General features: G+C 32.2%; 18 protein-coding genes. 10 read left to right on the forward strand and 8 right to left on the reverse strand.

Features of this window, described 5'->3' with window-relative positions:
• Positions 1-3: 3 nt before the first annotated feature.
• From TD29_RS07630 to TD29_RS07640, 3 genes are all read right to left on the reverse strand, one after another.
• Positions 4-1860 carry a M1 family metallopeptidase gene (locus TD29_RS07630; RefSeq protein ID WP_040279888.1) on the reverse strand — a complete coding sequence of 619 codons (1857 nt, stop codon included), beginning with the start codon at positions 1858-1860 and terminating at the stop codon, positions 4-6.
• 100 nt (positions 1861-1960) lie between these two features.
• Positions 1961-2197, reverse strand: coding sequence for a hypothetical protein (locus TD29_RS07635; protein WP_040279889.1), 237 nt, complete (start codon positions 2195-2197; stop codon positions 1961-1963).
• Positions 2190-2645: an SRPBCC family protein gene (locus TD29_RS07640; protein WP_040279890.1), complete on the reverse strand. Its 456-nt coding sequence runs from the start codon at positions 2643-2645 to the stop codon at positions 2190-2192. The genes TD29_RS07635 and TD29_RS07640 overlap by 8 nt, the downstream gene beginning before the upstream one ends.
• 308 nt (positions 2646-2953) lie before the next feature.
• Between TD29_RS07640 and TD29_RS07645 the strand changes: the two genes are divergently transcribed.
• The 5 genes from TD29_RS07645 to TD29_RS07665 are packed head-to-tail and all read left to right on the forward strand — an operon-like array spanning position 2954 to position 8327.
• A complete protein-coding gene (locus TD29_RS07645) occupies positions 2954-4900 on the forward strand; it encodes a peptidylprolyl isomerase (protein WP_040279891.1) in 1947 nt (648 codons plus the stop codon).
• A 1-nt stretch (position 4901) separates the two neighbouring features.
• Complete coding sequence (locus TD29_RS07650) at positions 4902-5753, forward strand: hypothetical protein (RefSeq protein ID WP_040279892.1); 852 nt, start codon at positions 4902-4904, stop codon at positions 5751-5753.
• Positions 5737-7176 carry a peptidylprolyl isomerase gene (locus tag TD29_RS07655; protein ID WP_316931851.1) on the forward strand — a complete coding sequence of 480 codons (1440 nt, stop codon included), beginning with the start codon at positions 5737-5739 and terminating at the stop codon, positions 7174-7176. Before TD29_RS07650 ends, TD29_RS07655 begins: the two co-directional genes overlap by 17 nt.
• 2 nt (positions 7177-7178) lie before the next feature.
• On the forward strand, positions 7179-8132 hold the full coding sequence (locus TD29_RS07660) for an AAA family ATPase (RefSeq protein WP_040279894.1): 954 nt from the start codon (positions 7179-7181) through the stop codon (positions 8130-8132).
• Entirely contained in the window at positions 8133-8327 is a 195-nt protein-coding gene (locus tag TD29_RS07665) for a GldL-related protein (RefSeq protein ID WP_040279895.1), read from the forward strand.
• On the opposite strand, the gene TD29_RS07670 is transcribed toward TD29_RS07665, so the two are convergent.
• Both TD29_RS07670 and TD29_RS07675 read right to left on the reverse strand, forming a co-directional pair.
• Positions 8324-8917: an SCO family protein gene (locus TD29_RS07670; RefSeq protein ID WP_152611485.1), complete on the reverse strand. Its 594-nt coding sequence runs from the start codon at positions 8915-8917 to the stop codon at positions 8324-8326. The genes TD29_RS07665 and TD29_RS07670 overlap by 4 nt on opposite strands.
• 3 nt (positions 8918-8920) lie before the next feature.
• A complete protein-coding gene (locus tag TD29_RS07675) occupies positions 8921-10063 on the reverse strand; it encodes a hypothetical protein (RefSeq protein WP_040279897.1) in 1143 nt (380 codons plus the stop codon).
• A 38-nt stretch (positions 10064-10101) separates the two neighbouring features.
• On the opposite strand from TD29_RS07675, the gene TD29_RS07680 reads away from it, so the two are divergent.
• The 5 genes from TD29_RS07680 to TD29_RS07700 all read left to right on the forward strand — a co-directional run bounded on the left by TD29_RS07680 (position 10102) and on the right by TD29_RS07700 (position 16173).
• Positions 10102-11238, forward strand: a complete 1137-nt coding sequence (locus TD29_RS07680; RefSeq protein WP_084203415.1) for an acyltransferase family protein — start codon at positions 10102-10104, stop codon at positions 11236-11238.
• Positions 11239-11477: 239 nt separating this feature from the next.
• Positions 11478-13748 carry an aconitate hydratase gene (locus TD29_RS07685; RefSeq protein WP_040279899.1) on the forward strand — a complete coding sequence of 757 codons (2271 nt, stop codon included), beginning with the start codon at positions 11478-11480 and terminating at the stop codon, positions 13746-13748.
• A gap of 120 nt (positions 13749-13868) precedes the next feature.
• Complete coding sequence (locus TD29_RS07690) at positions 13869-14540, forward strand: Crp/Fnr family transcriptional regulator (protein ID WP_040279900.1); 672 nt, start codon at positions 13869-13871, stop codon at positions 14538-14540.
• 84 nt (positions 14541-14624) lie between these two features.
• Entirely contained in the window at positions 14625-15506 is an 882-nt protein-coding gene (locus tag TD29_RS07695) for an anti-sigma factor (RefSeq protein WP_040279901.1), read from the forward strand.
• Between the two features lie 91 nt (positions 15507-15597).
• The gene (locus TD29_RS07700) at positions 15598-16173 is read left to right on the forward strand and encodes a TlpA family protein disulfide reductase (protein WP_040279902.1); all 576 of its coding nucleotides are present in this window, start codon (positions 15598-15600) and stop codon (positions 16171-16173) included.
• A gap of 135 nt (positions 16174-16308) precedes the next feature.
• On the opposite strand, the gene TD29_RS07705 is transcribed toward TD29_RS07700, so the two are convergent.
• From TD29_RS07705 to TD29_RS07715, 3 genes are all read right to left on the reverse strand, one after another.
• Positions 16309-17184: a hypothetical protein gene (locus TD29_RS07705; RefSeq protein WP_040279903.1), complete on the reverse strand. Its 876-nt coding sequence runs from the start codon at positions 17182-17184 to the stop codon at positions 16309-16311.
• A gap of 156 nt (positions 17185-17340) precedes the next feature.
• Positions 17341-19419: a T9SS type A sorting domain-containing protein gene (locus tag TD29_RS07710; RefSeq protein WP_040279904.1), complete on the reverse strand. Its 2079-nt coding sequence runs from the start codon at positions 19417-19419 to the stop codon at positions 17341-17343.
• Positions 19420-19575: 156 nt separating this feature from the next.
• Complete coding sequence (locus tag TD29_RS07715) at positions 19576-22203, reverse strand: T9SS type A sorting domain-containing protein (protein ID WP_040279905.1); 2628 nt, start codon at positions 22201-22203, stop codon at positions 19576-19578.
• Between the last annotated feature and the right edge of the window lie 96 nt (positions 22204-22299).

Here is a 22299-nt window from a genome sequence, read left to right on the forward strand (position 1 = left end):
CATTTACTTGCTCTCAAATCCCAAAAGCGCATCAATTGTATTGGCAGTTACACTATGATAATTTGGTCGAGATTTTTGATATATAATCAAAGCCTCATCAACTCTATCTGCATTTTTAAAAGCTTTAAATAAGGTAGAAACATACCAACGTCGTCCAACACGTATTAAAAATTCTTCAATGTTTTGGTCTACATTATTACCATGATAATTATGATGAATCGCCTGCTCATACCAAACCATAGCAATGTGAGAATTTGTAGCGTTTGTAAAATTAAATGCAGCGTCTAATCTAGACAAATCGTCTAGAGTGATGGTTTCAGGGAAATTTCTAATAAAATGAACCCACTCTTGTGTCGTCCAATCTTTGGTTTTTGTGACATCAATAGATTTTAAATTTAAAAAAGACTGTAACGTCTGCTCAACATTTGTAAATGCATTAGAAACAATTACCGATTGATTTTCTGGAATTCCTGGGTTATAAATCCATTCTTCAGTATTAAATGTAATATTGTTTGGTGTTAATAAATTGGCGTTGAGATAATCTATAAAACCTTCGGTTGTTACTGTAGAAAAAGCATTGGTTTTAAAATAGCTTTTTAAAAATGCATCCATTTTTTCACGACCAACCGTTTCTTCTAAAGTTCTTAAAAACAAATAGCCTTTATCATAAGCAATACTATTCATGCCATCATCAGGATTTTTAGCGCTTAAATCTAATTTAAGTTTTGTCATATTAGGTTCGTCCTTAAATCCCTCAACTTCTTCTTCCAAATCTTGCCTGCCAATTAACGCAATCATGTTTGCACGCTCTTTTCCGTAAAGAGCTTCCATAATTCTAATTTCAAAATATACCGTAAACCCTTCGTTGAGCCAAAAATCATCCCAAGTAGCATTGGTGACTAAATTTCCAGACCATGAGTGTGCCAACTCGTGTGCAATTAAAGAGGTTAAACTTTTGTCTCCTGCAATTACAGTAGGTGTCGCAAATGTTAAACGCGGATTTTCCATACCACCAAACGGAAAACTAGGAGGTAAAACAATCACATCAAATTGATCCCAATCGTAGGCTCCATATAAATTTTCTGCTGCTGTAACCATTTTTTCCATGTCTATAAATTCTGCTTGCGCTTTGTCTATCATAGATTTTTCGGCATATACACCTGTGCGATGACTTACGGGTTTGTAAGCTATATCTCCAACAGCTAACGCAATAAGGTAAGGCGAAATGGCTTGCTTCATTTTAAAATGATAGATGCCGTTTTTAGATTTCTCCTTTGGATTTTCAGCACTCATAACTGCCATTAACTCTTTAGGGACCGTAACTTTGGCATTATAAGTAATTCGAATTTGAGGACTATCTTGTATAGGAATCCATGTTCTCGTTAAAATGGCCTGACCTTGTGTAAATAAAAACGGATGTGTTTTATCGGCAGTTTGTTGTGCATTTAGCCATTGTAAAGCCTCTGTTTTAGCGGTTGTTTTATAATGGATGGTGATCTGTTTAGTATCTTCGGAAATAGGAATCTTTAAAGATTGGCCTAATTGTTTATTAAAAGGCCCTAGTTCAAAATCTACTGGTTTTTTATCTGCTTCTGTGCTAATAATGTCTAGAAATTTTGTGTCTAGGACGATTTCCGAAGCATTATTATTTTCAAGCGTATAGGTTGCAGAACCATTAATTATTTCACGTTCAAAATCAACAACAATATCTAAGTCTAAATGTTTAATAACCGACTCATTAGGTTTGGCGTTAGAATGAGGTTCTTCTACATATTTAGAAGAAGTAACGGCTTCTTTTTGGTTTTCTTTACAATTAAATGCAAGAATTATTAGCGCATACAAAAGCGTGTGTTTTTTCATAATATAAAATTGAAAATCGTGAAATTTTAAAGTATTGAAAAGTAAATATTTTATCTGTAAAAAGAGAAGACTTAACCCTTAATTAAAAAATGAAATTAATTTACTCTTCATACAAAGTGCCTCGATGTGGTTTTAGAGCGTCTCTAATAGGTTTCATTTCATCGTCTGTAACTACCATAAATGCGATGCTATGCATAGTATTGAGTTGTGAAAAACCAGTGATGTTGAGATTGGTTTTTTTGATGGTAATAAATTCTTTGAGGTGTTTTTCGTGATGCTCAGCAGTTTTAAGAGCATCAGGACCTTTAAAGTCCCATATGAGCTTTAGTTTACGCATTTGATACAGAGGTTCCGTTTTCAACAAAATTTTTAAAATCTTGCATGTATTTTTGAGATTGCTTTTTAAATGCTCTTGGCATAAAAAATAACATTACTCTCATTTTTAGGTTTAAAGGTATAAATTCACTCGACGACGTCCATTTTGTAAAACCATTACTTGTTTTTTCAAAAAAATTTTGCTGTACATTATGCATGGATTTCATCTTGTAATTTGCATGGAATTCATTAGGAAAGTTACGTTTTGTAATGGTTTCTATAATTTCCATTTTACGTGAGCCAAATTTGTAGATGAGTTTTATTTTGGCTCCTAATTGACCAAGATCGCCAGAAACATGCTCTGCAGAAACCAATCCACGTTGCCAATGTTTCATGTTTTCTACATTATCTAGTTTATTGATAAACTCATCTAAAGGGACATTAACCTTTATTTCTGTAGTATATTTCATTTCAATTGAGAGGGGTTTTTCATTACCAAAGATAAGTATTTCTCATAATAAATACACGTTTAAATGTTCAATAGCTATAATAATAGGCAAGCGGTTAAACTAACTTTAAGGCGTTATAAGTTGTAGTACTTGATATTATGGTCTTAACGTTTATCAAAAGCAACTTGTTTTATATGACAAAAGTTTTATTTTTGCTGAAATTGGACACACCAAACCAAGGATGTCTAAATATTATAAATATCTATCTCATATTGACTTTTGTGCCTGATAGATGTACTACAGCTTTTAAAATAAATAAATAGTAACACATGAAATTATTGGTAACCGTCGTTTGTTTTTGTTTCACGCTTGTGGCTCAAGCTCAAGTTAAAAAAGATGATGTTTTATTTACAGTAGGTGAAGACGCTGTAATGGCTTCAGAATTTGTAAGAGTGTACAACAAAAACCTAGATCTCGTAAAAGATGAGAGTCAAAAAGATATTGATGCTTATTTAGAACTGTTTATTAATTACCAATTAAAAGTCAAAGAAGCACGTCGTTTAGAATTAGATAAGGATGCTAAATATATTAGAGAATTTAATAATTATAAAAAGCAGTTAACTAAAAATTACATGTCTGATAACAAGGTTACAGATGTCTTGGTTAAAGAAGCTTATGAGCGTACAACTCATGATGTTAAAGCTTCACATATTTTGGTGCGTATAGATGAATCTGTTACAGATGATACTTTAGAGGTTTATAATAAAGTTTTAAAATTACGTGATCGTGTGATTAAAGAAGGGTTTGAAGCTGTACAACAAGATGTGCATGATGGTAAAAATGTGTTTGCTGAAGATTTAGGATATTTTGGTGGTTTTAAAATGGTTTATCCGTTTGAAACTGCAGCATTTAATACACCAGTTGGTGAAATTTCTATGCCTTTTAGAACTCGTTTTGGATATCATGTGGTTAAGGTTTTTGAAAAGCGTAAATCTTTAGGTGAAGTTACAGTTGCTCATATTATGGTGTCTTTAAAGCAAAAAGATAGTACCGTTAATCCAGAAACACGTATCAATCAAATTTATAAAAAAATAGAGCAAGGAGAGAAGTTTGAATCATTGGCCAAGCAGTTTTCAGATGATAAGAGTTCATCTCAAAAAGGAGGAACTTTATCGCCATTTACTGGTGGGCAGTTACGATCTAAAGAGTTTGAATCTGTAGCATTTTCATTAGAAAATAAAGGAGATATCTCAAAGCCTTTTAAATCGGATTATGGATGGCATGTTGTGAAATTAATTAATAAAAAAGGCGTGCAGCCTTTTGAAGAGGTTGAAGCTGAACTTCAAAATAGAGTAAAACGAGATTCTAGATCAGAACTTATTAACTCTGCCTTAGTGAAAAATCTAGTTGCAAAATATGAAATTAAAGATCATACAAAAGAAGGCTTTGCTTACATGGAAACGATGCTTAATGATAACTTTTTTAAGCAAGCATGGGAAACTCCAAAAGAGATAAAAGATGGAGCCATAATCATTATTAAAGATACTGAGATTTCGTATAGAGAATTTGCTGAGTATTTAATGTCGAACCAACGTAAATATTATAAAAAGTTGGTAGATTATAAAACGATTTTAAACAAAGAATATGAAGACTTTTTTGAACAACAAGTTTTAAAATACCGTGCAGATAACCTCGAATTTGAAAATGAAGATTTCGCTTTTGTTTTAAAAGAATATCGTGACGGATTGTTGTTGTTTGACCTCATGGAAAAGGAAGTTTGGAATGCGGCTGTAAAAGATTCTGTTGGACTTCAAAAATTTTATGATGCGCATACCTCTAATTATAAATGGCGTAATAGAGTTGATGCAATCATCTTAACTTCTGCCTCAAAAGAAACCATTGAAAAAGTACAAAGTGAGTTGAAAAAAGATATTTCCGTAGACACTATTTTAGAAACTATAAATAAAGAAAACAATCGTAATGTGATTTCTACAACTAATATTTTTGAAGAAGGAAATCAAGCATTACCTAAAGATTTTAACTTTAAAAAAGGAGTGTCTCAAATTTATATGCATAATGACTCGTACCATGTGGTTTTGGTTAAAGAGCTGATGCCTGCAACCTCAAAAACACTTGAAGAGGCAAGAGGTAAAGTGGTAAGTGATTATCAAAATCATATTGAAGAAAATTGGGTGGCATCGCTTCATAAACGGTTTAAAGTATCTATAAATTCTAAAGTGCTTAAACGAGTTAAAAAACAAATTTTAAAAAACTAATTTGAGACAATTTTTAGCTTTATTAATATTATCATCATTAGTAACGTCATGCGATTTCTTTAAGGAAACCGATGATAGAATTCCTTTGGCTAGAGTTGATGAGAATTATCTATATCTAGAAGATATTGAAGATATTGTAATTGAAGGAACACCCAAAAATGATAGTCTGCAAATTGTAAATAGTTTTATTAATCGTTGGGCAACACAACAACTATTATTAGATGGTGCTGAGCGAAACTTATCGGAAGAGAAACAAACCGATTTTAATAAACTCGTTCAACAGTATAAAAACGATTTGTATAGCAAAGCGTATTTAGAAGCTTTGGTAAAAAAAAGTATTGATACCTCAGTTTCAATGGCACAAGCTCAGGCTGTGTATGAGGCTAATCAAGAAACATTTAAACTCAACGAAGAATTAGTGAAATTTAGGTATATCATAATATCTCAAAATGCACTACATGATGAAGATATCAAAAAACGATTTAAGCGCTTTGAACAAGCAGATAAACGTTTTTTAGATTCAATTTCTGTTCAGTTTAAAGGATATTCGCTTAATGATTCTATTTGGGTGAAAGCATCTCAGATTACAGAAAAAATTAAAGTTCTAAATTCTGAAAACAAAAAAGAACTGTTAAAAAAATCTAATTATGTACAACTCAAAGATTCATTAGACCTATATTTGATGCAAATTGAAGACGTCCTTTCTCAAAACGATTTGGCGCCTTTAGAGTACGTAAAACCTACAATTAAACAAATTGTAATTAATAAAAGAAAATTGGAGTTGATTAAACAACTAGAAAAAGATATTACTAAAGATGCAATTAAAAATAAACAATTTGAAGTCTATAAATAAGTCCGTTATTACAGCGTTTGTTGTAACATTATTTGCTATGAATATCTCTGTAGCGCAAGAAATTATTGAAGATGTGGTTGACGCCTCAAAAAAGCAAAGAGACACAACAGGTACTAATACTGATCGTAAAAAAGTAGATGGAGTAGCTGCCGTAATTGGAGATTTTGTAGTGTTAGATTCTGATATTGACAAAGAGTATATTCAATTACAAGCTAGAGGTGTTTCTATAAAAGAGATTTCTAGATGTCAGCTCTTCGGAAAATTGCTAGAAGACAAACTGTACGCTCACCATGCCATACAAGATAGTATTACAGTTAACGAATTAGAAATTCGCTCAAATATAGAACAACAAATTAGTGCATTCCTAGAACAAAAAGGAGGTTCAATGACAGAGCTTTTAGAATTCTATAATAAAGATAGTGAACAAAGCTTACGCGAAGAAATGTTTGAAATTAACAAGAACGCTAAGTTGGCAGGTGATATGCAACGTAAAATTGTTGAAGATGTTGAAGTGACACCAGAAGAAGTAAGAGAATATTATAACAGTATTCCAAAAGATTCATTACCAATTTTTGGAACTGAGCTTAAAGTGGCTCAAATTGTTGTGATTCCAGAAGTGACAGAAGAAGCTAAGCAAACCGTTATAGATCGTCTTAAAGAATATAAAGCCGATGTTATAGAAAATGGAGCAAGCTTTGCTACGAAAGCTGTATTTTATTCTGATGATACTGCTGCTCGATCTAAAGGTGGTGCTTATACACTGAATAGAAAACGACCTCAAATGGTAAAAGAATTTCGTGATGTAGCATTTTCATTACAAGAAGGTGAAATATCAGAACCTTTTGAAACTGATTTTGGTTATCATATAATATTACTAGAAAAAATTAGAGGACAAGAGTATGATGTTAGGCATATTTTATTGCGCCCAGAGATCACAAACGAATCTGTAATGGAAGCAAAAGCAGAAATTACAAAAGTTAAAGAACGTATCGAATCTGGAGATTTAACATTTGCCGATGCTGCACGCGAGTTTAGTGATGAAGAGGAAACTAAGTTTGAAGGCGGACAATTAATTAACCCTTACACACAAGATTCTAGTTTAGAATTAACAAAAATGGATCCAGAATTATACGGACAAATTCAAGATTTAGCAGATAATGAAATTAGTTTAGTGTTACAAGATCAGGATAGAGTTAATCCAGTTAAATTTAAAATATTAACAGTTACTGATAGAACTGAAGATCACAAAGCAGATTTTGCACGCGATTATTTAAAAATCAAAGCACTCGCTTTACAAGAGAAGCAATTCAAGGCCATTGGAATTTGGCAAGAAGAAAAGATTTCTGATACCTATGTAAAAATTAATGACGATTATAAAGGTTGTGACTTCACAAGTAACTGGTTAAAAACTGAAAAACAATAAATATGTCTGACGTTGCTGCAATAGAACAGTTTGTTAAAAAGTATAATGCCCTAAAAACCGAAATCGCCAAAGTAATTGTTGGGCAAGATGAGGTTGTAGATCAAATTCTTATTTCTATTTTTTCGGGTGGTCACTCTTTACTTATTGGTGTTCCTGGTTTAGCAAAAACCTTAATGGTAAACACTATTGCACAAGCATTAGGCTTAGATTTTAAACGTATTCAATTTACGCCAGATTTAATGCCTAGTGATATTTTAGGTAGTGAAATCTTAGACGAAAATAGGCAATTTAAATTTATTAAAGGTCCAATTTTTGCTAACATTATTTTAGCAGATGAGATTAATCGTACGCCTCCAAAAACACAAGCAGCCTTATTAGAAGCCATGCAAGAGCGCTCAGTAACTGTTTCGGGACATAACTATAAACTAGATTTACCGTATTTTGTATTAGCAACTCAAAATCCAATTGAGCAAGAAGGAACTTACCCGTTGCCAGAAGCACAATTAGACCGTTTTATGTTTGCTATCAATTTAGAATATCCTTCTTTTGAAGAAGAGGTTCAGGTTGTTAAAGCTACAACTTCAGATCACAAAGCAACAGTAAATGCATTATTTACAGCACAAGAAATTATTAATTTTCAAAATGTGATTCGTCGTATTCCTGTTGCAGACAATGTGATAGAATATGCTGTTAAAATGGTGAGCAAAACTAGACCTAAAGCAACAACTGCATCAAATTTGGTGGCTGAGTTTGTTGATTGGGGAGCAGGACCTAGAGCCTCACAAAATTTAATTCTAGCAGCCAAAACTCATGCTGCTATTCATGGTAAATTCTCTCCCGATATTGAAAATGTACAAGCCGTAGCTTCTGGGATTTTACGTCATAGAATAATTAAAAACTACAAAGCAGAAGCCGAAGGTATAAGTGATGACCAAATCATTAAAAGTTTGTTTTAAATGAATTTAAGAAAACTCATACCTGCTGCAATTGTACTACTTCTAGGAATAGGCGCAACAATTTTAGGCGCACTTTTTAAAATACAACATTGGCCTTATGGTGCTCAAATTTTAACGTTTGGTACGTTTATAGAATTAATTGCAATCATCATGGGTATTTTTGCGCTCATTAAAATGTATAGACATAAAAACTAGTCTAGTAAATTTCTAATATCTCGTTTTAATAGCGTTACTTCTTTAGGGTTTAGAACATCATAAAAACCACGTATATATTGTTCCTTATCAATTAAAGCAACATAACTCGAGTGGTAAAAATCTGTGCCATCTTCATTGGGTTTGAAGTTTGTTTTTAAGAGTTTAGCAATGTCTTCTAATTGTTTTTTAGAAGTTGCTCGTAGTAAATTCCATTGGTTAGTTTTAATACTATGTAGCTCTACATGACGCTTGAGTTGGTCTACCGTATCGTTTTTATAATCTATAGAAATTGAATATTGCTTAAAATTTTTTTCTTCGGAAAACGTCTCGGCAATAGCCTGCTGTTGTAGTCGCATTGGCGGACAAATAGAAGGACAACTTGTAAAAAAGAAATTCATGGTATGCACTTGTCCTTCCGTTAAAGCAGAAGTGATAAGTTTTCCATCTTGATTTTTAAATTCAAAAGCATCAATTTTATACAATTCCTTTTTTCCGTCGATATAATTATAACTCAAAATAGGCAATTGGGCAGTCTCGTCCTTACAAGAAGTCATTAGTATGAAAGCAATTAAAATGAGTTTAATTTTCAAACGCTATAATTTTAATGCTTTGATTTTATTTTCCATTTCAGCATCGTAATAGAAAATAGCCATACTTGCCATCATTTCTTGATCATTATCTGTAGTGTTGTTAACTTCTAACAGCATTTCATAGGTATGGTCATGGTACATCCAAATTCCTTTTTGACTCGAAAATGAAGGTGTATTTTTTAGCCCAATTTTGTTGGTGTAGTTTTCACTGTTACAATCATAAATAATGTCTCCAGTAGTTTTGTCTCTTAATTTAAAGCGATTAGCAAAAGGATGTAAATGCGATGTAATTTGATGTAACCTAATACTATCTTTTATTTGTAGTTGCTGCGATGCATTGTAGGTGTAACTATGTTTTCCTGGTGAAATAATCCAATGTCCCGAAAGCGCATTTCCGTCGTTATCCAAATACGAATGGTTTTTAGTTTCTACAGGAATACATGCGTTTGGTATTTGTTCTGTAGGACCTTGAAATGGGTTTTGAGGATCATATGGAAACATCATAAATACCGTTTTTGGTTGTAATGGTACTAATGCTTTGTCCTTATTTTTAGTAAAACCAATCTTTATTTGATGTTTTATATTAAACGTAGAGTCTGTGATGTTATGATTAAGGGCTTGTGCATTGATAAACAAACGCTCGTTAGAAAACACAGGGAAACCAAAGCCATCAGGCAATTCAAACGCTTCAACACCATTACTAATAGATGTAATTCTTGGGTATTGAGAATTGATGCGCTCTGTTAAATTCCAACGGTTGTAATGCTCTGCATCGCGATATTCAAAATTAGTATGGCACACAAAATCATTAGACATTTTGTACTGCTCATTAGACGAGACAGCATTGGTTTTAAACGAGGTTAACCATAATAATTCTTCTGTAGTATCATCAATAACCACAAATTGATCAGATTTTGGCCCTTCCATAGATTTGTAAATATTACTAATTACAAAAGTAGGTGTAGTAAAGGTGATACTATTGTTTGTTAAATTTGTTTTCCATTCAGAATCCACCAAACCTAGTGTATAATAGATTTTAGACTTTATTAATTCTTGATGTCTTGTCTTTAAGGAGGTATAATAAATAAATACACCACCAAGAATCAAAACCAGAAAAATTAGTATAAATTTAGATCGACGTTTCATATTTAATCAAATGTAATGAAACCGCATTTATAAAAAAAATGAAGATTAACTACGATAAACGAATTTTCGGACTAGACCTCATGCGAGCCGTAGCCATTTTATTAGTGGTTTGTTCTCATGCCGTTTGGATTTTTCCACAAACAAAAAATGTACTCACAGATTTGATGAGTATAGCAGGAGTTGTTGGCGTAGAAATATTTTTTGTACTCAGCGGATTTCTAATTGGTAGAATTTTATATAACAGCTTTGTTGCTTCAAAATTTACTCGAAAACAAATGACCTATTTTTGGGTAAGACGTTGGTTTAGAACACTGCCTAATTATTATTTAGTACTTGGTTTTAATGTGCTTTTAGCCCTGTTTTTAGGAACTAGTTTGCCAGATAATTTATGGCAATATGTGTTTTTTGTGCAAAACTTCTCATGGGAAATGCCATTGTTTTTTGGCGAATCTTGGAGCTTGCCAATTGAAGAGTTTGCTTACATTGTTGGGCCTTTATTGTTGTATCTTGTTTTATTTCTGAAATTGAAAATCAACAAATCTAGGCTCTTTTTTTTTATCACATGTATGATATTACTTTTTTTCTTTCTGACTAAAGTATACTATAATATGACGCATCCAACAACACACATGATTTTTTGGAATGTGAACCTCAAAGCCGTTACCATATATAGAATAGACGCTATATATTATGGCGTTTTAGCAGCTTGGACTTCTATAGTCAACCCTCGTTTTTGGAGACGCTTTAAATTGGTGTTTTTTATCATTGGTGGAATCTTGTTTTTAGGTCTTAATATTGTAATTCCTGCACAACAGATTTTTATAGAAACCCACTCGTTTTTTTGGAATGTACTGTATTTGCCTTTGCAATCCATTGCCATTATGTTTACGCTTCCTTTATTTTCGCAGGTTAAATCAGCACCAAAGTTTGTTTTGGTGCCTATTACGATTGTAAGTTTAATGTCTTACTCTATGTATTTAATTCATTATTCTGTAGTAATGCAGCTCATGAAACATTTTTTTCCTACGGAAAGTTTAACAACCTCAAGCCTTTTAATATACGTGGCAATTTATGGCCTGATCACATTAATTGGCTCTTATTTGCTTTATGTGTTTTTTGAGAAACCTACGACTAATCTAAGGGATTCTGCTAGAATTAAGAATCATTTTAAATAACGATTACTTGTTAAATTTATAATTTAAACCTGTTTTATTTGTTAATTCATTAACGATCAATGGTGTTTTGAGGCTTTTGTTGATGTATGTGCAGAGTTTTTTACCATTTGTTACATATTTTAAAATACGCTTTATAATTTGTAAATTTGCTTCACTAAAAAATGAACTCATATTGACTTTTCAGTTTAAAATAAGCAGTCAAAATGAATTCTATAAAATCAACCTTATAAATAAAACATATGGCATTTGATATTGACATGATAAAAAAGGTTTATTCTAACATGACAGAGCGTGTAGATGCAGCTCGTGATATTGTTGGTAAACCATTAACCCTTTCAGAAAAAATATTATACTCTCACCTTTGGGATGGAACACCTACCAAAGCATTTGCAAGAGGTAAAGATTATGTTGATTTTGCACCAGATAGAGTAGCATGTCAAGATGCAACAGCACAAATGGCATTGTTACAATTTATGCAAGCTGGTAAAGCTCAAGTGGCTGTGCCAACTACTGTGCATTGTGATCACTTAATTCAAGCAAAAAATGGAGCTTCTATAGATTTACAACATGCAATTAGTACTAGTAATGAAGTTTTTAATTTCTTAGAATCGGTTTCTAATAAATACGGAATTGGTTTCTGGAGACCAGGAGCAGGTATTATTCATCAAGTTGTTTTAGAAAACTATGCATTTCCTGGCGGAATGATGATTGGTACAGATTCTCATACAGTAAATGCTGGAGGATTAGGTATGGTTGCCATTGGAGTTGGTGGAGCAGATGCTGTTGATGTTATGGCAGGAATGGCTTGGGAATTAAAATTTCCGAAGTTAATAGGTGTAAGATTAACTGGAAAACTATCTGGTTGGACAGCGCCTAAAGATGTGATTTTAAAAGTAGCCGATATTCTTACCGTTAAAGGAGGAACAGGTGCTATTGTTGAATACTTTGGACCTGGAGCACAAGGAATGTCTTGTACTGGTAAAGGTACTATTTGTAATATGGGTGCCGAAATAGGTGCAACAACGTCTACCTTTGGTTATGATGAGTCTATGGAACGTTATTTACGTTCTACAGATAGAGCAGATGTTGCTGATGCAGCAAATGCAGTTAAAGGATATTTAACTGGTGATGATGAAGTATATGCTAACCCTGAGCAATATTTTGATGAAGTTATTGATATTAATTTAACAGAGTTAAATCCATTATTAAACGGACCATTTACTCCAGATTTATCTACTCCTGTTGGTTCTACAATGACAGAGAAAGCAAAGTCTAACGAATGGCCATTAAAAGTAGAATGGGGTTTAATTGGGTCTTGTACGAACTCATCATACGAAGATTTATCTCGTGCATCTTCTGTGGCACAACAAGCTTTAGATAAAGGGTTAAAAATGAAATCTGAATTAGGAATTAATCCAGGTTCTGAAATGGTAAGATATACCACAGAAAGAGACGGTATCCTTGATATATTTGAAAAATTAGATGCTAAGATTTTTACAAACGCTTGTGGACCATGTATTGGTCAATGGGCTCGTTATGAAGATCCTAAAAATGCACCTAAAAACAGTATCGTGCATTCATTTAATAGAAACTTTGCTAAACGTGCCGATGGAAATCCAAATACACACGCATTTGTAGCATCTCCAGAAATAACTGCTGCCATTGCTATTGCAGGTCGTTTGGATTTTAACCCAATGACAGATAAGTTAATTAATGAAAACGGAGAAGAAGTGATGTTAAGCGAGCCAACAGGATGGGAATTACCTCCAAAAGGCTTCGCTGTTGATGATAATGGGTATTTAGCACCTATGGCAGATGGAAGTGGAGTTCAAGTAACTGTAGCATCAGATTCTGAAAGACTACAATTATTAACACCTTTTGAGCCAATTGGAAATGATATTTCGGGAGCAAAATTATTAATTAAAGCTTTTGGTAAATGTACTACAGACCATATTTCTATGGCTGGACCTTGGTTGCGTTTTAGAGGACATCTAGATAATATTTCTAACAACTGCTTAATTGGAGCTGTTAATGCTTTTGGGAAGAAAACAAATTTCGTTAAAAATCAATTAACAGGTGAGTTTGGTGGTGTGCCAGATACTGCAAGAGCTTATAAAGCTGCAGGAGTAAAATCAGTAGTTGTTGGTGATCATAACTACGGTGAAGGATCATCTCGTGAGCATGCTGCAATGGAGCCTAGACATTTAGGTGTTGTTGCTGTAATTGTAAAATCTTTTGCACGTATTCATGAAACAAACCTTAAAAAACAAGGGATGTTAGGATTAACATTTGTGAATGAAAGTGATTATGATTTAATTCAAGAGGATGATACATTTAACTTTACGGATTTAAATGAATTTGCACCAGAAAAGCAATTAACATTAGAAATTGTTCATGCAGATGGAAGTAAAGATACAGTGATGTTAAACCATACGTATAACCAAGCACAAATTGATTGGTACAATGAAGGTTCGGCATTAAACTTAATTAAAAAAGAAAATGCTGCTTAGTATTTTTTAATAGAAACTAAAATGAGCCTTTGAGAAATCAAAGGCTTTTTTTATAATACGTATTGTAAGGAGATTAGTGTTTATACGACTTCAAAACAACTAACATTAAAACTCACTCTAATGCAATCACTATGGTTTTTTGACGATGTTAACCTATTTAAGGTACTTTGTCCTCACAAATTTAAAGCGTACAAGAAAGATCATGACTTTGATGCGTATAAAAAGAAAGACTATATATATTTTGAAGACGACTCGGCCAATAAAGTCTATCTCATTGAAAAAGGTAAAGTTAAAATAGGATACTATAATGAAAATGGGGATGAAATTGTAAAAGCTATTTTGTCTAAAGGTGAATTATTTGGAGAAAAAGCTATTCTTGGAGATAATGTTAGAGATGAGTTTGCGCAATCTATAGATAATTCTACGTCTATTTGTCCTATTGGTGTAACCACTATGCACGATCTTATGAGAGACAATCAAACCTTTAGTTTTAAAGTTTACAAGTTTATTGGGTTTAAGTTTAAAAAATTAGAACGACGCTTGCAATTACTTTTGTTTAAAGACACCAAAACTAGATTGGTGGAATTTTTAGATGAATTATGTTCCGATTATGGGTACGACTGCGAGAAAACAGGAGATCACGTAGTTAAGCATCCTTATACTCAAAAAGATATAGCCTCTTTAATTGGTACATCTCGACCAACACTTAATATTTTACTCAATGAACTTAAAGAAGAAAATTACATTGATTTTAATAGAAATGAAATTAGAATTTTAAAAAGATCGGCATAAAATTTCCCATGTGTTAGCTAGCTAACATTTAAACATTTATCTAAGTTATAATTTTGACGTATCAATAATAAAAATTATAAAGCGATGATTAAAAAAATGTTTTTAGCAGTTTTGGCATTAGGAACTTTTGCCACCTCATGTAGTAATGATGACGACACAGTTAGTGCGCCTACAACCTCAGATTTGACACTAAATCTCACCGGATTAGAATCACTAGGAAGTGATTTTGTTTATGAAGGATGGATCATTGTAGATGGCGCTCCAGTATCAACAGGAACCTTTACAAGTGTTAATTTTCCTCAAACGTTTACAGTAAACACAGAGCAATTAAATAGTGCAACAACATTTGTGCTTTCAATTGAGCCTGCAGTAGATCCAGATCCTGCACCTGCAGCTACTAAAATTTTAGCTGGTGATTTTTCAGGAACTTCAGCGAGCGTGAATTCTAATGGTATTGTTGGAGATTTTAGTGCCTCTACAGGAACTTATATTTTAGCAACGCCTACAGATATGGATGATACCAACGAAGAAAGTGGTGTTTGGTTTTTAGATAACTCGAGTGGAACTGCTGTAGCAGGATTAGACTTACCAACATTATCTGAAGGTTGGAAATATGAAGGTTGGGCTGTTTTAAACGGTACTCCAATTAGTACAGGAACATTTTTAGATCCTGCAGCTGCAGATGATAATGCAGCAACATCTATGTTTAAAGGTGATGCAGGAAATGGTCCAGGATATCCAGGAGAAGATTATTTGCAAAATGCACCTGATGGCATGACATTTCCAACAGATTTAAGAGATGCTACCATTGTAATTTCTGTTGAGCCAAGTCCAGATAACAGTCCTATGCCATTTACGCTAAAGCCATTAGCGCATGTTGTACCAACAGACGCTATGACACATACACCAATTTCAATGGGAACAGGACCAATTGCTAGTATTTCTGGTTCTGTAACAAGAAACTAATTAAAAGTATTACTCAGCAACATTTAGAGTTTTTGTTGTTAGATTTGAAACGCATTACCGACTATGGTAATGCGTTTCTTAATTTATAACAATGGCAAAACAACCCAAACGATTCAAGATATCTAATATTATTTTTATCGTAATCATCGCATTACTCATCATTCCACAAACGAGGCAACCCATTCAAGTATTTTTGCAAAAAGGGATTGCAATGTTTGTAAAACCCAGTGTTATCGATACTTCGGAAAGATTAAAACTCACAAGTTATAACTGGTCATTAAAAGATTTGGAAGGAGAAACTTTTGATTTTTCTTCCGCAGAAGGAAAAGTAATTGTCATTAATTTTTGGGCTACTTGGTGTCCACCTTGCATTGCCGAAATGCCGAGTTTAGATCAACTCTATCAACATTATAAATCTAATGACGATGTCGTTTTTCTTTTTGTTTCAAACGAAGATACTGAGCTTATAAATAATTTCATTACTAACAAATCATACAGCTTCAATGCTTATCAATCGTTAACAAATTATCCACAAGAGTTTGATGTCACTTCAATACCTAGAACCTATGTAATTAGTAAAAAAGGAGAGATTGTTATAGATAAATCTGGTGCAGCAGACTGGAATAGTGATACGGTAATTTCTACCATTGACGAGTTGCTTCAGTAGAAAAAAAGAGAGAAGCCAATGACAACTTCTCTCCTTGTAAACTAATTTTTAGCCTACATCCTTAAGTCTTAATAAAAACAGGGTTTTAAAATTTTCATGATTAATTACTGTTTTAAATAAATAGTATTATGTTGGTTAATGAAATGGGCTACCACAAGATTCTTCAGTTTTAAGACAACTCGCTTTATGCTCATCGGCAAATTTCCAACCTCTAAGTGTTTTTTGTCCTTCTGGACTTTGCCAATAGGCATTGTTCTTATCTTTAATATATTTACTGTAAGCGTCTGCCTCTTTTTGCATAGTAGCCAAATCTGCTTCATCTTTAGATGTCAACGTATAGGCGATTTGTTTTTCACGCATAGCGGTTAAATAATCAGATATCATTTTACGCACATTCTCTTGAGCCAAGGCCTTATATTCTGGTGCTTTTCTAGGGTCTGGTCCTGCACTATTATTTAGAGCAATATTTTTTGCTTTATTTAAAAATTTACCGAAACCTTTTTTCTTTTTTTTAGTCTTTGAAGTTGCCTCACCATCTGGTGTTGTACCCTTTAGCACATAAACTCTATTTATGTCGCCAAATTCTGTACGACTGTTAAAATGATCTATAAAAAATATATAATTGCCAATAGCTACATAGCCTTGGTTAAACACTTTTTCATAAACGATATATGTGTTTGGAAACCCAGTAAAAGTTTGTCTGTTTTTTGTAAAATCTGCTATATATTGGCTTCCTTTTTCGTCATTATCATTTTTATCTATAATAGCTATTCCAGAGTCAATACCTTCATGATTTAATAATTTTACAATAACTTCTTGTGGCTCGTTATATTGACCAACTCTTTCTTGACTAAGATTTATTGACTGTTTTCCTTCGTTATCAATGCCTACACCTGGATACTCAATGTAAACTGGGTTTTCGCCTTTTGCTTTAATATTTTCAAAAAATGTTTGCTGTGCAAATGTACTTGTGGTTACTAATGCAATAAAAAATAATAAAATGGTTTTCATAATAAATTTGGTTTTATAATTATGACACAAAAATGATAAAGTGTAGTTGGAGTTTGTTTGACTTTTTAGTGAATGGTAAGATTTTGTAAATGAATAGCAATAAAAAAAAGGAAGGCCTTGAAGACTTTCCTTTGTTAGTATAAATTGAACTTTGGTTTATTTCTTTATAAAGCGTTTTACGTGTTGGTTTCCTTCTAAATCTATAATTTTAATGAGATAAATACCTTTTGAAAGACTAGAAACATCTACAGTTTTAGTATTGGTTTTAATTACCTCTTTTCCTAATAATGAATAGACAAAAACGTTAGCAACATTTGATTCTGTTTTTATATTTATAGTTGATTTTGTTGGATTCGGATAGATTGAAATTTCGTTATTTTGAAATACTACATCTTCAGTATTTAAGGTGAAATTTGCACATTCTGAATCTAATTGATAAAACTCTGTTATCGCATCTTTCATTGAATTATTTAAACTAAAAGCAGGATCATCTACAAACACACAAGTTAACATAGGCGAACCAGCAGTTTCTATAAACAAATTATTGGATACATTGGTACCTGTTCTTAAATCAATATTGGTTAGCATGTTACCACTTAAATATATGTAATTGATATTTGTATTAGATGATAAATCTAAATTGGCAATGTTATGTACATATTGAGCTTCTAAATATTGTAAGCTTTCGTGGGTTGATAAATCTACATCTGTTAAACTTGTATCGCTAATAATAAGTGTAGTTATTGAGCTTAAACCATTAATATTTAATGACGTTAAAGGATTATCTCCAACATGTAATCCAGTTAAATACCTATTAGCTCTAAAATCCATAATTGAGACATTGTTATAACTTAAATCTAAGTTAGTCGCATTTGCGAATGCTTGCAGTCCTGTAATATCTTGGATTCCGCTAGTGCTCAAATAAAGACCTACTGTATAATCTCTAGCTTCCGCAACTTGTATTTCTGAATCTCCATTGTTGTTTATCGATGTATTATTTAATAAACTAGTCCTTAAAGCAATATCAGGTATATTAACATTCGCTGTATCACAATTAAGTGAAAAAATGGTATAAGCATTAATATTAGTCCAGTTTGTATTACTGTAGCTCACATCATCTACCTCAATACAATATAAACCGTAATTGTTTAGCACATTAAAATTAGCATCACTTATATTAGAATTATTACCATTTTGAATATTTAGAGTTATTAATTGATTATTATTTGCCTCTAAACTTGTTAAAGCAGTATTACTAGAAACATCTAAATGTTCTAAATTATTATTACTAATATCTAAACCCGATATGTTTACAAATGCTTCTAAACCTGCACTATTGTCAATGTTTAGATTTGTCACATTAATTACACCAGTATAATTTATAGCTTCTGAAGGCTGTATTTCCGAATCTGAATTAGTATTTATTGTCGCATCACTAACCAAAGCCGCTTTTAAGTTAGCGTCTGGAATATCTACAACCAGACCTTCATTATATAATGCATTAACTTCAGCTGTAGTAATTCCGCGTTCAAAATAATATATATCATCCATTAGTCCATCGTAGCGGTTATTACCTGTTGTTCCTCCTGTTAAGGCATTGTAAGTATCGTTACTATGTAACATACCAACTTGCTGTGTTCCATTGAAAGGCACAGTAGTTAATACAAAATCTAAGACCAAAACATTATCTACGTATAATTGCTTTATATATTGCTGATCTATACCATCATTTTCTTTGCCTACTATTGCTACAATATGATGCCAATTATCATCTAAAAACGTATCACTTATATACTGTGTATCCGGAAAACTACCACAAGATAAACCACCAGAACAATAATAACCTGTTTTATAGAATAAGGAATTACCGTTAAGTCCAATTATCCAACCGTTCTCTTGAACATTATCATATTGATGAAATAAAATACCATCTGTTGTTGACTTAATCCAAAAACTTAATGATAATTGATTTCCATCATAACCCGATCTATTAGGCATAACACCCATATTAAAGTGCCCATTATTTAAATCAGTTGCAGAATTTGCATTCCCAAAACGATCCGTTACAAACGTTGGTGTTCCGTAACCACTATTAAGTACTAAATCATAATTAGTACCTGCTTGATTTGTAATATCGCTATTTGTAAAACTATAATGTTTGGTTGCATCTGTGGGAAACTGCGCAAATGCATAACTACTAATAAGCAGTAATAAAAAAAGTAATTTTGTTTTCATAATAAATTTGGTTTTATAATTATGACACAAAAATGATAAAGTGTAGTTGGAGTTTGTTTGACTTTTTAGTGAATGGTAAGATTTTGTAAATGAATAGCAATAAAAAAAAGGAAGGCCTTGAAGACTTTCCTTTTTTAGTATAAATAGAATTTTGGTTTATTTCTTTATAAAGCGTTTTACGTGTTGGTTTCCTTCTAAATCTGAAATCTGAATGAGATAAACACCATTTGGAAGGTTTGAAACGTCTATAGTTTTAGCGTTCGTTTTAAGGACTTCTTGTCCCAATAACGTATAGACTTTAGCCGATTCAATTGATTGATAAGATTTAATGTTTAAAGTTGAATGTGTCGGGTTTGGATAAAGCGAAATTTTGTTTCTGTCTAATTCAAGATTTGATGTGCTTAACGTTGAGTTGTATTCGTATGCTCCCATATCTACAGTTGTGTTGAATATTCTTAAATTCCCTGCTAAATCTGTAGTTGATGTAACAAAACTATTATCTCCAGTATCTACAGCAGGTGACGAACTTTGTAATGTATAATCGCCAGTTGCAGCATCGGTAAATAGTGGATTTGAATTAGAAGTATTTGATGTGTTAGAATTTCCTGAAAAACTATTATTAGAAATAGAATTACTTATTGAGCCAGAAGTTCCAGTTTGTAAAGCATCTACAAATTGCGTCCCGTTACTGTTTAAATTGAACCAAAATATAGAGTTAGATATATTTACAGATGGTACACTTGAAAGATATGTTATTACTGGTGTACCAGAATTTAAGGTATTATCAGCAAACGTTGAGTTTATAATGTCTAAATTTTGAGTACCACTTGCATCTTGTCTAAGCCATATAAGAGAAGCACCATTATTTGTTGTTGCAGTGTTATTTGTAAATAAGCTACCTTCAACACTTAAATTAATTGTACCATTTGCAGAACGTCCATAAAAGCAAGTCGCAAAAACAGACTGATTATCTTTAAAGATAGTATTATTAATATTAATGATTATACTTCCGCTAACATCTATAGATTTTATAATCCCTGCTCTGTCTAAGGTGTGTTTTGTAAATTGACAGTTATTTATTGATGTAATATACGAGCCTGTAATATTAATACCAGAACCTTCTTTTTGTTCTGTGTTACTTCCATTAGCGTTTGCGCTTGTAATTTCAAAACCATCTATAATGGTGTTATCACCACTAATTGTTAGAATTCTATAACTGTTTTCAGCTCTATTGGCATCAGTCGCACTAAATATAATGGCATCATCTCCATTAATGTCTCCAGATAAAATGGTTGGGTTTGCAATTATATTTCTTTGAGATATATCTGTTTCGGTTCCATTAAAACCACCATAAATTTCTTGGTTGTCTGTAAGCGTAAAGGTTTCAATTCTTGCTGTTCCAGGAATATAAGTTCCAGCTTTTAACCAAAAAATATCTGAAGGTCGATTAGCTAAAGCATCAGTCAAGCTTGTGTACGCATCGGCCCAAGTTAATCCATTATTAGCACCTGTAGCATTTTTATCAACATAAACAGGTTGGTTACAATTATCTCCAAAAGATGTTTGTGAGTCTATATTAGTAAAGTTTGTAGTTGCATAAGCAACATCGCTAATCTTAATACAGTTTAAACTGGAATTACCTATTGTATTTAAACTAGTTATATTATTAGTATTAGAGTTACGAATATCTAACAAAGATAAATTGTTATTAGACACGTTTATGCTTGTTAGTGATGTATTTGGGATCAGAAATAATGTTTGTAAATTATTATTAGAAAGATTTAATATAGAAACTGATGTATTATTATTCAAGTCAATAGTATTCAAATTATTTTGAGATAAATTTAATTCGGTTAGGTTTGGAAAAGCTTCTAAACCTGTTGCGTCAGCTATATTTTGATTATTTGCAATAATAGAACCATTAAAACTATTAGCTTCAGATACTTGAATTTCTGTATCAGCGTTTGTATTTATTAAAGTATTTGCAACTAATACAGCTTTAAAATTTGCATCTGGTATAGTTACTACTGGTGGTGGTGTATTTTGTGCTAAAGTATTTATTTGAGCATCGGTTAAAACAGAGTTGTAAATATCAATATCATCTATGGTATCACTAAAAGTGGTTCTAAAAGTAATATTACTACCTGATAAAAAATTAGTATAACCTGCACTTGGATAACTATACGTAAAAACATCTGTTAAAGCACTAATTTTTACACCATCAATAAAAAATTCCGTTGTAATTCTATCACCATAATATCCCGCAGAAAGTCTATATCTTTTTATAGCTATATGATGCCATTGGTTATTAAAAACAGGAGTTGGAAAAGCTGTGTATTTTGATCTAAAAAGCTGATTTGTTGCAATTTGTTGGTCACAAGCATATTTCCATCCAATCTCGTTGGTCGATGTTTGATTAATCTTTATATAATTTCCATCAGAATTTCCTCCTGATGCAATTATGTTTACTAAATCTCTATCTAAATTTGTGGTATTAGATTTAATCCAAAAGCTAATAGTAATATCTTGTGCATAAGTATTAGTAACAGGATTACTAAGCAATTGATCTGTATTTAATTGTATGGCATTATTAGTAACGCCAAATCTGTCTTGCACAGGCGTTGAACTTGTACCTGTTTTTACCAAGTTTCCATCTCCATTAGCTGGAGGCAACGTATTTTGATTCGTAAAATTACCGTTTGTAAAATGATAAGTTTGAATTGGATTTTGAGCAAATACATGCACACTAATAAATAGTAATAAAAAAAGTAATTTTGTTTTCATAATAAATTTGGTTTTATAATTATGAAACAAAAATGATAAAGTGTAGTTGGAGTTTGTTTGACTTTTTTGTGAATGGTATGATTTTACTAATGAACG

The sequence above is a fragment of the Psychroserpens damuponensis genome, from assembly GCF_000826655.1.
GTDB lineage: Bacteria > Bacteroidota > Bacteroidia > Flavobacteriales > Flavobacteriaceae > Psychroserpens > Psychroserpens damuponensis.